The organism is Verrucomicrobiia bacterium (assembly GCA_035629175.1).
GTDB lineage: Bacteria > Verrucomicrobiota > Verrucomicrobiia > Limisphaerales > DASXHY01 > DASXHY01.
Map to the genome: position 1 here is coordinate 1 of DASPIL010000078.1, position 11466 is coordinate 11466.

The following is an 11466-nucleotide window of genomic DNA, read 5'->3' on the forward strand; positions in this document are numbered from 1 at the left end:
CGTTCTGCATCGCGGCAGTCATTGAGAGCAGGGCAGCGTCGCCGTTTGGATGAGGCTGGGTCAAGTGATGCGCATCCGTCGCTGCGCCGTAACCCAGGATTTCGCCGAGGATTTCGGCATTGCGGCGCGTTGCGGATTCAAGCGTCTCCAGCGCAAGCACGGCGGCGCCTTCGCCCAATGCGAGGCCATCGCGATGAGCATCGAAGGGCCGGCATTGCGTGGGCGAGAGGGCCTGGAGGGAATCGAAACCGGCGAACACCAACTGACTGATGGCGTCGTAGCCTCCTGTCAAAACACGATCAGCGCGGCCATCGCGGATCAGTTCGAAGGCGTGTCCGATTGCATTGGCACCCGACGCGCAGGCGTTTGCGATAATAGTAATGGGACCTAGAAAGCCATAAGCCTCAGCAAGGTTCAACGCCTGTTGCTGCGCCTGGTAATGGCGAATGCGCGCGGCCTGTTGCCGCGGTTCAAAGGGCCGCTCAGTGGCCTGGCGAAAATACGCTTCGCCGAGAGTCATGCCGCCGCTCGTGGTGCCGAGGACAAGCGGGAGGTGATCGCACGGTTGCCAGCCCGATTGCCGCCAGGCTTCGTCTGTTGCGACGAGCAGCATGCGGGCGGCGCGGTCCATGCGGTCCAGGTGTCTCGCGTTGAGCCTGGTTTGAGGAAGAGTCGTGGGAAGATCCAGTTCTGCGGCGACCTTGACACGTTGCCGGCTTGCATCAAAAAGCGTGACAGGGCGGATGGCGACGCGGCCGCTGCGAAATCCTTCCGCGTTTGGGTTCCAACCGCTTCCGAGCGCGGTGATGATTCCGGCCCCAGTGACAACGACTCGGGAGCGGCTGGGCTTATGGCGAGGCGGAAACAGCACGGCAATTAATTCAATTCACGCGACTGTAAAGGTTTCGTCCACCGCGAGTCAACGGAGCGCGGATTCACAATTGTCACCTCATGAATGGGACCGTATATTTGCGGCCATGAAGTTCACACGTTTTTTCCCGCGGCTCACTGCTGTTGCCGCAGGATTGGTTTTAAGTTTTTCCCTGGCGGCGCCGGCAGCGGAACCTACAGCGCTGGAATTGATCAAGGAAGCCAACCGTCACGTTGGCGACGAGGTCAAGGACAAGGTGGTGCAGATTCGCTCGGAAAAATCCATCGCGGGCCTGACGCCGAACATTTGGTTCGTGGTGTTCTACGACAAGGACGCGCGGTTCAAGACTGCCGAAGTCAAATTGGGGGCGGGCAAGAAGCTCGAGGTGAAACATCCCATGCGCCAGCCGTTCGCGTACATGAATTACAAGAACGTCATGGATGTGCCGAAGCTTGAAATCGATTCCGACGACGCGATCAAGATTGCAACGAAGGAGCCGTTGCTCGACAAGCTGACGATCCGGGCGACGCAATTGTCGCTCGAGCGAAAGGACGACATCCCGATCTGGCGTGTGCGGCTTTGGGCGCAGAAGCTGCGGAATGCCAGCAAGGATGCGGACATCGGCCAGGTTCACATCAATGCACTCGACGGAACCGTGATCGAAAGCGACCTGCATATCGACCGGGTTGACTGAGGTATTCGTGAAGACCGCCCCGCCAGCCGCCCGATACGACGTGGTGATCATGGGCGGAGCATTGGCAGGCGCGGCGACGGCCATTCTGTTGCTGCGGGAGAAGCCTGCGTTGCGAATCCTGGTGATCGAGAAATCCTCCGCGTTCGGGCGTCGCGTCGGTGAAGCCACGGTCGAGATCAGCGGTTACTTCCTTTGCCGCGTTCTTGGATTGACGCAGTACCTCAATGAATCGCATCTCGTGAAGCAGGGGATGCGTTTCTGGTTCAGCAATGACGAAGCGGGCAACCTGGAGGAATCCAGCGAGATTGGCGGCAAATACCTTTCGCGCGTTCCTGCATTCCAGGTCGATCGTTCGACGCTTGATGAGGAAGTTTTGCAGCGGGCCATCGCGCTGGGGGCGGAAATCTGCAGGCCCGCAACGGTTTCAAGGGTTAGGCTGAATCCCGGCGGCGACCAGCACCTGGAAGTGCGCCACCTGGAGCAGACGCATTCGGTGGCAGCGCGATGGGTTGTCGATGCGTCAGGTGTTGCGGCAGTGCTGGCGCGGCAGCAGGGTTGGTGGCGCTCGAATGTGGAGCATCCCACCACTGCGGTTTGGGCGCGCTGGACGGGTGTGAAGGATTGGGACGGCTTCGAGTTATCGCAGAAATTTCCGAAGTGGGCGATGGCCTGCAACGGCATTCGCGCCACGGCTACGAATCACCTGCTTGGCCCCGGCTGGTGGGCGTGGTGTATTCCGCTGAAAGGTGGCGATGTGAGCATTGGGGTTGTCTTTGATCAGCGCCTTGTGAAGTGGCCGGAATCGGGATCGTTGGGACAGCGATTGAAAGATTTCCTGAGTGAACATCCGGTGGGAGCGGAAATTCTCGCGGACGCCTCGTGGCGTGAAGGCGACGTCCTGCTGCGCAAGAACCTGCCCTATTCCAGCACGACCATTGCAGGCGACGGCTTTGCGCTTGTGGGCGATGCAGCTGGGTTTCTGGATCCCTTTTACAGCCCCGGAATGGACTGGGTTTCATTCACAACGTGGTCGACGGCGAAGTTGATTTTGGCGGAACAGGAAGGGAAGGCGGTTCTGCCGCTGGTTGAAAAACACAACACTGCTTTCACGCGCTGCTACCAGCGATGGTTCGAAGCCGTGTACAAGGACAAGTATGAGTACATGGGGGATTTCGAGCTGATGCGGATTGTGTTCCAACTGGATCTCGGCTTGTACTATTTGGGAATTGCGTCGCAACCCTTCAAGCGTGGCGCGTGCGCGTTGAGTGAACCGCCGTTCTCAACTCCGCCGTCAGTTCCCTTTTTCCACCTGATGCGATTCTACAATCGCCGTTTCGCGGCGATGGCGCGTGAACGGCGCCGCCGATCGCAATGGGGCCGCAGCAACGCGCATCGCCGGATGCTGATTCCTGGATTCACATTTTCGGGGCGCAGTGCCTGGCCCGTCGTCAAGGCGATGGTGGCGTGGGCGACGCTGGAATTGCGCGAAGGGTGGCGAAGCTGGTTTGCGCGCGCGGCGCAGCGGGACATTACCGTGCCGGCGGCGGTTGCGGCTGAAATTGTGAAGTGAGAAAGGTTCCTGCGGCGAGAATCAGACCCGCGCGCCCGCCACTTTCGCTGCAGCCGCGGCCACTTCCCGCGAGTCGAGAAAACTTGCCATGCTCGAGTCGGCGGTTTCCAAACCTTCGGACGCAATCGCTTCCAGGATTCGTTCCTCCGTCATGATGAACCGATCGCGTTTGTAGAGCAGGTAGTTGCCGCGAATTTCGGAAGGAGTGAGATTGATGGTGACGAGATTCGCGCCGGTTCGCAGTCCCCGGCGGTATCCGTTGCCAGGTTCGGCGAGGTTGAGCGCGCTGACCGAAGGAATGATCCACCCCGGGCGCATCAGCCGCATTGCAGCCATGCAGTTCAACGTCACGTCGATGTCAGCCATCGGCGCCGAAGCCAGCGGGGATTCATCGCCTGGAATGAACGGACTGACGCTGCAGCCGTCGAGCGGTAATTGCGCGGCGAGGGCGAGATTTTGCAGGAGGTCATCGGTTGTCTGTCCGGGAAGGCCCGCGATAAAGCCCGAACTGACGCGCCAGCCTGTGGCAGCGAGATGCCGGATATTCGCGAGGCGCTCTTCGTATGTGCCGGGCGCCTGCAATTCGCGATAGCGCGCGGGATCGCCCACTTCAAACTTGATGATGTAAGTGCCGGCGCCTGCTTCCTTCAATTCTGCGTAGAGCGGGTGATGCAGAGAGCCGAGGCAGACGCTTATCCCAAGGTCGGTCTCGCGGCGAAGGGTTCGGATCAGCGGAAGCGCCACCTCGCGAACTGCGACGGGATCTTCGCCCGCCTGGATATTGATATCAGTAATGCTTGCGGGGCGATGATGAATGAGCAGTTCGGCCAGTTCATCGTGGCTGGCACGGAAGCGGGAAAGACCGCGATTCTCGCGACGCATTCCGCAATAGGCGCAATTCTCGCGGCAAAAGTTGGAAATTTCGACAACTCCACGAACAAACACCCGCTTCCCAAAACCCGCCCGGGCAGTCTGGGCAGCCTGGCGATGAAACGCAGCCTGTGCCTCGCCGCGCAACAGCAACATCTCGGCGACCGGCCTGAAAGAATCAATCATCTATCGTAAAAACTTAAAAGGACGCGGAACACAGCGCAAATGCATTTTAGGGTCCATACGGATCCCTGGAACTTCCTGACGCGTCTTTTCAGGTCCATTTGCTGAAGCAGGGGAGGCCTGCGCTCCTTGCTCCACGTGCGGTAAAAACTTGGCGCTGATGGGAATTCCCGTAGCTTCCGGCCGATGAATTGGCCGGAGACTTGCCTGGTGTGCATTCCGTGCCTGAACGAGAGCGCAACCATCGGCGGCCTGGTTCGGGAGATCCGGCGCACCTTGCCACGCGTTCTCGTGATTGACGACGGATCGGCTGACAACACCGCGGCATTAGCGGCAACGGCGGGAGCCGCCGTTACGCGGCACGATCGATCGCTGGGGAAGGGTCGATCGCTGCAACACGCCTGGGCGGTTGCAGAACAAAAGGGATTTGAATGGGTGCTGACGATGGATGGCGATGGCCAGCATGCGCCGTCTGATATTTCGGTCCTCCTCTCGTGCGCCGAAGCCAGCCGTGCAGACCTGGTCATTGGAAATCGAATGGCGCAAGCCGGGCGGATTCCTTTCGTCCGTCGGGCTGTGAATCGCTGGATGAGCCGCCGGCTGTCGCGCCTGGCGGGAGTGGAATTGCCCGATACCCAATCGGGATTTCGATTGATCCGGCTGGAGGCGTTGCGCGGACTGCGGATCGCGGCCACTCATTTCGAAATCGAATCTGAAGTTCTCCTGCGATTGGCGCGCGCGAACAGGCGGATCCAATTCGTTCCCATCCAGGTGATCTATCGCGCAGAGCAGAGCAAGATCAACCCGGTCCTCGACACGATCCGCTGGCTGCGATGGTGGCGTCGCGCATGAGGGCACTGCGCCACTGGCGGTCACACCTTCTTGGCCTGCAGGATAAGCCGCATGCCGTAATAACTGAATACCTGGGGGCTGGAAATCTTCGCGGCTTCGGCGAAGCGTTGCAACTCGTCCATTCGAAACCCGCGTTTAACCGACAGCAATCCGTCCTGCTGAAAGTGGCCGGGAAATCGCGCCAGGAGAAACATCATGCGCACAACAAGATACAATAGGGCGCTGCGCTGCAGATCTGTGAGGCAGATGGCGAGCCTTGCGACACGCCAGGCTTCGCGCAGGTGAATGACCACTTCTTCATCTGAGAAGTGGTGAGTCATCTGCGATCCGATCACGACATCAAAGCTGCGATCATCGAAGGGAAGGGCGAGGGCTGAGCCGACGACATTGCGGGCGCCCGGGTTGAGCGCGAGAGCGCCCGGATTGACGTCGAGATTCGTGAACTTCCATTTCCAACCGCGGTTTGATGCCCAGCGTTCCAGGGTTCGACCCAGCAATCCGTCGCCAGCACCGAGGTCGAGAATCGAGAGTTCACGGCATTGTTCCTCCCCGAGCAGGCGCGGCAGCGAGCGTTGAAACGGATCTGCGAAAATGAACCACTGATTGACGCGATTGAGCGACGCGTAGCCTTCGACCAGCTCGGAGTGGGTCCGATCCGGCGAGTCGAAATATTCTACTTGCGTAGCTCGTCGCGGGAAAAACATGCTTTTGCTTAGTGGAAACGATGCTGGCTGCACAAGTTAAACCCGCAAGTCCTTGGCGGCGCTGGCTGAAGGCCATTCAACGGCTGGTTTCGGTGATAGCGTTCGCGGCGCTGGTTGGATTTGTGATGCGTCACGCATCGACCGCCCTTGAGCGCAGCAGCAGGCCCGCAGGGTTCACGCGCGGGATGTTGCAGGGGGCGCTGATGCCCTGCGCATTGCCCAACCTTCTGATTGGCCAGGACGTTTCGATCTACAATGAGAACAATGTCGGGGTGCCGTACAAGCTGGGTTACACGTGCGGCGTGAACGCGTGCGGCGCTATTTTCTTTGGAGTGTTCTTCCTTCGGATCAACCGCTGGCGCAAACGCGCTCGCTCTGTGTGATCACAGTTCGTCGCCCCGTCAGAGATAACTTGCGGGGTGGCGGCTCACCCCGTTAAGGATGTGCATGATGACGGCAGGAAAACTTCGCATCGGCGTTCTCGGCTCCGGCAAAGGCTCGAACTTTGTCGCCATTGCCAACGCTGTGGAGCGCGGCGAAATCAATGCCGAGATTGCGCTGGTGCTGAGTGACGTCGACGACGCTGGCATTTTGGCCCATGCCCGCGCGCATCGGTTTCCGGCACAGTTCATCCCGCCGGGAAAATTTCGCACGAAGCTCGACGACGAAGCTGAACGTGCAGTCGTGGGTGGCCTGCAGTCTGCGAAGGTGGACCTCGTCGTTCTCGCCGGATTCATGCGCGTATTGAAGGGCGAGTTCCTGCGGGCGTTTGAAGGCCGCATCGTGAACATTCATCCGTCCTTGCTTCCCGCATTTCCTGGCCTGCTCGCGTGGAAGCAGGCGCTTGATCATGGTGTGAAGGTGACGGGGTGCACGGTTCATTTCGTCGACGCGGGCGTTGATTCCGGCGCGATCATCGGCCAGCAAACGGTCGAGGTGCTGGACGATGACACTCCCGAGACACTGCATCAACGGATTCACGCTGCCGAGCATCAGCTTTATCCGCGATGCGTGGCGGCGCTGGCCGCCGGCAGAATCTCGGTCCAGGGACGGCGCGTGACCTGGAAACGAGATTGACCCGGCTCACGGGCGGAGCGCTGGGCGGGACGAGGGGGCTTCCATGTGAAGGTGCCCTCTAATTGGACCGGATGACATCGTCCGCTTCCATGACAGTGCTGTCATCGAAACGGCGATTCGGTCCCGCCGAGCGGATGAGGACGCCTGTGTCCGAAAAGTACACGCGAAGCGCGGTTCCCCAGGGATCGACGAACTCGCCTTTTTCATTCAGGTCGGTTTTGCGTCCGACGATGACGATCACGTTTTTGGGATTGTTGCCCTGGAGGGCCTTGGCGACCTCTGCGTTTCCGCCGATGGGGTACGCGCCGACGCGTTCCTTATATTTCTGAAGGGAGGTGAAGAGGTTTTCGATGTCTTCGTTGAACTTCGCGGTACGGGCATTAACGCGCAACGTGTTCCAGGCCTGGCCTGCCCAAACGATGCCGGCGACCAGCGTGATGACGCCGAGTCCGATAAGGATTTTCTTCATGCCTGCACTTCAGCAGGCAAGGTACCAATGTTCAGGCTTTGGAGGACGCGGGCTCAGTCGAACTGTTGCGAATGACGAGTTCGGGGGGCATGCGTTTGGATTCCACGCGTTCGCCTCGAATGGCTTGCATCAACATGTCGAGTCCGGCCAGGCCCAGGCGGAATTTGGGCTGTCGAACCGTCGTGAGCGGGACGCGGAAATATTCGCTGGCGAGGACGTTTCCAAAACCGACGACGGACAGATCCTGGGGAATGCGAACGCCCTGGTTTAACAACGCATTGGAGCAGCCGATTGCGACGAGGTCATTGGCGGTCTGGACCGCGGTGGCGCCGCACGATTCGTTCAACATCTGCAGGGCAGCTTTCACGCCATCCTCAACTGTGCCGCCTGCTTGAAACACAAGTTTTTCGTCGACGTCAGAGCCCGACTCGCGCAACGCCCGGCGATATCCCTGAAACCGATCCTGGGCCCACGGCGCGGCGAGGGGTCCGCCGAGAAATGCGATTCGCCGGTGGCCGAGCTGCAGCAAATGCTGGGTTCCTAGATACGCTCCGAGAACGTCATCCACCTGAACGGATGGAAACGCCGCGCAAAATCGGGCTGAAGGTCCGAGCAGGATTGTGGGTGTTCGACGAGCGAGCAGTTCCTGGTAAATGCGCGACTCGGGTTCCATTCGGTACACAGGCGCCACGAGCAGTCCGTCGATGCGACGCGATAACAGCCGCCGAATGCACGCTTCCTCGCGCTCAAGATTATTGCGCGTGTGCATGAGCATGAGGTCATAGCCGAGCTCGTGCGCGCGTTCCTCAATGCCCAGCACCATGCGGGCGTAAATGGGATCCGTGGTTGCCGGGATCAGAAGGCCAATGATCCTGGTGGTTCGCGTGCGCAGTCCCTGGGCGGTTGAATCGGGGACATAGCCCATCTGTTGGGCGAGTTGCTTGATCCTTGCTTTCGTCGCAGCGGAAACATCAGGGGCATCGCGCAACGCCTTGGAAACGGTCATGACCGATACATGCGCGTATTGAGCAATGTCTTTGAGTCTCACCATGGCACGGCTCCTCCGACTTCTACAGGTTTGCTCCCCGCCAGTGGAGCTTGGCACGCAAGGTATCGAAGAACGAGCTGCCTTCCAGATGCATGAGCTGCACTGTGCGGTCGCTTCGCCGAACCGTCACGTGATCATCGGCTGTGAGTTCCGTCACGACCTGTCCATCAGCACTCAACATCGTGACAGGCGTGGGATTTACCACCTTCACGCAAATGACGGAAGTCATTGGCAGAATCAGTGACCTGTTCGAAAGCGTATGCGGGCAGATCGGCGTGATTTGAAGAACCTCGGCTGTGGGAAACACCACCGAACCTCCTGCCGCAAGGGAGTACGCAGTGGAACCCGTGGGTGAACTGACGATCAGGCCGTCGCAGCGATAGCGCGTGACGGGTTGGTCGTTGACGGTTACGTGCAGCTCAATGAGGCGCGATGCGATTCCGCGGCTGATGACGAGGTCGTTTAACGCGGTTTGTTGAATCAGTTTTCCCTGCGCGCGCGCGTGCGCCTCGAGCAGCGACCTCGATTCAAATTTAAACGCCCCTTTCCAGATTTGCTTCAATGCGCCAGGAAGATCCCTCGACGACACCGCGGTGAGAAAGCCGAGGCCGCCGATATTGATTCCAAGCATGGGCGTCTGCGATCCGGCGATCTCACGCGCAACGCGGAGCATGGTGCCGTCGCCGCCAAAGACAAGGATGAGGTCGACAGCGGCCGCGAGCGAAGCGGCATCGGGAAAGTTTTTGCCACCGAGCCGGGCGAGTTCCGCGGTGTCCGAATCGCTGAACACCTGCCGTTTGCTGGCGCGAATGAGGGTTGCAGCCTTGCTGACGACAGCGGCGCAGGCGGCCTTGCCGGAATTTCCAATCAGGCCGATTCGTTTGATCCTGTTATGCGATTGTTTCAAGCAGCACCAAAAATTCCTTGTTGCCTGCGGGACCCAGCAGCGGTGACGTCGTCGTCCCGCGCCAGGCAAGGCATCCTCCGGCGGAAACGAACTGTTCCAGCTCATTGAGAACACGCTGATGAATGAGGGGATCCGTGATCACGCCTTCACCTCGATCCACCTCCGGCTTGCCCGCTTCGAACTGGGGTTTTACCAGTGCGAGGATTCTACCCAAGGGCTTCAGTAAAGCAACAGCAGCGGGGAGGATCCTGGTCAGCGAGATGAAGGAACAATCGATCACGACGAGGTCGGCGCCCGAAAATCCTGCGGGAAATCCTGCCGGCGACAGTTCGCGTGCGTTGGTTCTTTCCATGACTATTACCCGGGGATCGTTCCGCAGTTTCCAGGCCAGCTGCCCATGGCCAACATCCACGGCGTAAACTTTTGAAGCGCCGTGTTGAAGCAGGCAATCAGTAAACCCTCCCGTCGAGGCGCCCAGGTCCACCGCGGTGGCACCCGTGACATTAAGGGCGAAATGTTGAAGCCCGTACTCCAGTTTGTGGCCGCCGCGGCTGACGTAGCGATCCACGATATCGAGCGCCAGGGCATCGCCCGGTTTTACGGTGTCGCTCGGTTTTCGGGCAACTTGCCCATTGATCCTAACGGTCCCGGCCATGACTGCACGGCGGGCTTTCTCGCGGCTTTCGCACAATCCACGATCCACGAGTGCCTGATCCAATCGGTTCTTCGCCATGACTCGTTGCAAATTCCTTGAAAACGATCGCCGAACCAAGAGCAAAGCCTGCGGTGCAAGACGCCTCAGGCAATCGTTCGGCGCAGCGCCGCTGTGTTCGAAGGACCAAGGTGGCGGCGGAATAACAAGCACGGCAGGCTGGTGCGCCGCTCGTGCACGTGCGGTTGCGCCTGGTCGCAGCGACACAGCGCGGTCCGGGATAACGCTTATTCGCGATTCCCGGAAAGCACGCGCGTTTGAGTTTCGCGGAAGCTATGGAGGAAGAGATTGTTGTCGGCAACCGACTTCTCGATCAACTGCTTGAGCAGGAACAGTTCGGAGCTGTTGATGACGGAATGGACGCTTTGCTGAAATGCCTGGAGAGGCGTGAAGGTCTGGAACAGCTCGCCGAGCAGAATGATCGCAGCATGGCGGCGCTGGTTCATGGGCATCTGCTGCAGGAACTTCAGCGTGAGATTTTCTTCGATGCTGTTGGCGGCGAACCGTTCCTCGACGATGACGACCTGGTATCGAATCTGGCTGAAGCGCACCTGAAAGTCGCCGTGTGTGGCGGCGGTGTGAACCTTGTAGCCAAGTTCCGCGAGTGCAGTGCGCGCAGTTTCGAGCCATTCAGGAGTCGAGAATGCGAGCAACGCCGGTTTGTCGGACGCGCTGATGAAGTCAAATTGATCCGCCATGGCTATTTGATTTTGAGAGTTACTGGAACGGCGGGAACTGCAGCAGCCGCAGCGGCCTTGGGTGCTTCATGCGCCTTCATTCGCAGCGAGCCAATGTCCGAGGTCGATTCGCCGCGCGCCTTTTTGAGATTGTCGATCCCGCGGGTGACAGGCCCGCGCTTCGTGCAGTAGAGCAGGGCGGTTTCTTCGCTGATCACTCCCCGTTCAAAGGCATCCAGTGCGGAGTTGTCGAACGTCCGCCACCCGAAGGGCTGGCTGGAATCAATGATCTCGTAGAAGGTCTTGCCTTCGCTTTCGCCGAGCCGAATGGTTTCCTGGGTGCGAAGGTTTGAACCCATGATTTCGAGAAGCGCGTGGCGCCCGCCGCCGTTCTTCGGAACCAGGCGCTGGCTGACAACCCAGCGCAATGTGTCCGCGAGGCGGGCGCGAATCTGTTCCTGTTCGTCGGTTTCGAACATGCCGAGAATGCGGTTGATGGTCTGGCCGGCGTCGATCGTGTGCAGCGTGCTCAAGACCAGGTGACCCGTCTCCGCCGCGCTCAGCGCGATCTTCACGGTGTCGCGATCGCGCATTTCGCCGACGAGGATCACCTTCGGCGCCTGGCGCAATGCGGCGCGAAGTCCGCTCGAAAAGGTGTCGAAGTCAGTGCCGAGTTCCCGCTGGTTGAAGGTGGCCCTGCGATGCGGATGAACGAACTCAACGGGATCCTCGAGCGTGATGATATGCACCGCCTTGGTCTGGTTGATCTCATTCAGCACCGCGGCGAGAGTTGTCGATTTTCCTGAGCCCGTCGCGCCTGTGACAAGGACGA

Annotated in this window: 14 protein-coding genes; 5 read left to right on the top strand and 9 right to left on the bottom strand. The window is 59.6% G+C overall.

Translation table 11 applies throughout. The features are described from left to right. A partial coding sequence (locus VEH04_14315) for a beta-ketoacyl synthase N-terminal-like domain-containing protein (protein ID HYG23954.1) occupies nucleotides 1-871 on the bottom strand: 871 nt, incomplete at its 3' end. Nucleotides 872-977: 106 nt separating this feature from the next. Here VEH04_14315 and VEH04_14320 point away from each other — a divergent pair. Together VEH04_14320 and VEH04_14325 are read left to right on the top strand one after the other, a co-directional pair. After that, nucleotides 978-1565: a hypothetical protein gene (locus VEH04_14320; GenBank protein ID HYG23955.1), complete on the top strand. Its 588-nt coding sequence runs from the start codon at nucleotides 978-980 to the stop codon at nucleotides 1563-1565. Nucleotides 1566-1572: 7 nt separating this feature from the next. Further along, the gene (locus VEH04_14325; protein ID HYG23956.1) at nucleotides 1573-3135 is read left to right on the top strand and encodes a tryptophan 7-halogenase; all 1563 of its coding nucleotides are present in this window, start codon (nucleotides 1573-1575) and stop codon (nucleotides 3133-3135) included. Nucleotides 3136-3156: 21 nt separating this feature from the next. Here VEH04_14325 and VEH04_14330 read toward each other — a convergent pair whose 3' ends face one another. Next, nucleotides 3157-4191: a radical SAM protein gene (locus VEH04_14330; protein ID HYG23957.1), complete on the bottom strand. Its 1035-nt coding sequence runs from the start codon at nucleotides 4189-4191 to the stop codon at nucleotides 3157-3159. A 183-nt stretch (nucleotides 4192-4374) separates the two neighbouring features. Between VEH04_14330 and VEH04_14335 the strand changes: the two genes are divergently transcribed. Continuing rightward, entirely contained in the window at nucleotides 4375-5040 is a 666-nt protein-coding gene (locus VEH04_14335; protein HYG23958.1) for a glycosyltransferase family 2 protein, read from the top strand. Between the two features lie 20 nt (nucleotides 5041-5060). Here the strand turns inward: VEH04_14335 and VEH04_14340 are convergent, their stop codons facing one another. Next, nucleotides 5061-5744 (bottom strand): methyltransferase domain-containing protein, encoded by a 684-nt coding sequence (locus VEH04_14340; protein HYG23959.1) that lies wholly within the window; start codon nucleotides 5742-5744, stop codon nucleotides 5061-5063. Between the two features lie 20 nt (nucleotides 5745-5764). Between VEH04_14340 and VEH04_14345 the strand changes: the two genes are divergently transcribed. Together VEH04_14345 and purN are read left to right on the top strand one after the other, a co-directional pair. Further along, nucleotides 5765-6127, top strand: a complete 363-nt coding sequence (locus VEH04_14345; GenBank protein HYG23960.1) for a hypothetical protein — start codon at nucleotides 5765-5767, stop codon at nucleotides 6125-6127. A gap of 64 nt (nucleotides 6128-6191) precedes the next feature. After that, on the top strand, nucleotides 6192-6821 hold the full coding sequence (purN, locus tag VEH04_14350; GenBank protein ID HYG23961.1) for a phosphoribosylglycinamide formyltransferase: 630 nt from the start codon (nucleotides 6192-6194) through the stop codon (nucleotides 6819-6821). A gap of 58 nt (nucleotides 6822-6879) precedes the next feature. Here the strand turns inward: purN and VEH04_14355 are convergent, their stop codons facing one another. From VEH04_14355 to VEH04_14380, 6 genes are all read right to left on the bottom strand, one after another. Continuing rightward, a complete protein-coding gene (locus VEH04_14355; GenBank protein ID HYG23962.1) occupies nucleotides 6880-7290 on the bottom strand; it encodes a hypothetical protein in 411 nt (136 codons plus the stop codon). 31 nt (nucleotides 7291-7321) lie between these two features. Next, nucleotides 7322-8341 carry a LacI family DNA-binding transcriptional regulator gene (locus tag VEH04_14360; GenBank protein HYG23963.1) on the bottom strand — a complete coding sequence of 340 codons (1020 nt, stop codon included), beginning with the start codon at nucleotides 8339-8341 and terminating at the stop codon, nucleotides 7322-7324. Nucleotides 8342-8360: 19 nt separating this feature from the next. Next, the gene (locus VEH04_14365; GenBank protein ID HYG23964.1) at nucleotides 8361-9245 is read right to left on the bottom strand and encodes an NAD(+)/NADH kinase; all 885 of its coding nucleotides are present in this window, start codon (nucleotides 9243-9245) and stop codon (nucleotides 8361-8363) included. Further along, on the bottom strand, nucleotides 9229-9978 hold the full coding sequence (locus tag VEH04_14370; GenBank protein HYG23965.1) for a TlyA family RNA methyltransferase: 750 nt from the start codon (nucleotides 9976-9978) through the stop codon (nucleotides 9229-9231). The genes VEH04_14365 and VEH04_14370 overlap by 17 nt, the downstream gene beginning before the upstream one ends. A gap of 206 nt (nucleotides 9979-10184) precedes the next feature. Then, the gene (locus VEH04_14375; protein HYG23966.1) at nucleotides 10185-10655 is read right to left on the bottom strand and encodes a hypothetical protein; all 471 of its coding nucleotides are present in this window, start codon (nucleotides 10653-10655) and stop codon (nucleotides 10185-10187) included. 2 nt (nucleotides 10656-10657) lie between these two features. Then, the coding region (locus tag VEH04_14380; GenBank protein ID HYG23967.1) for a type IV pilus twitching motility protein PilT at nucleotides 10658-11466 on the bottom strand (809 nt) is incomplete at its 5' end.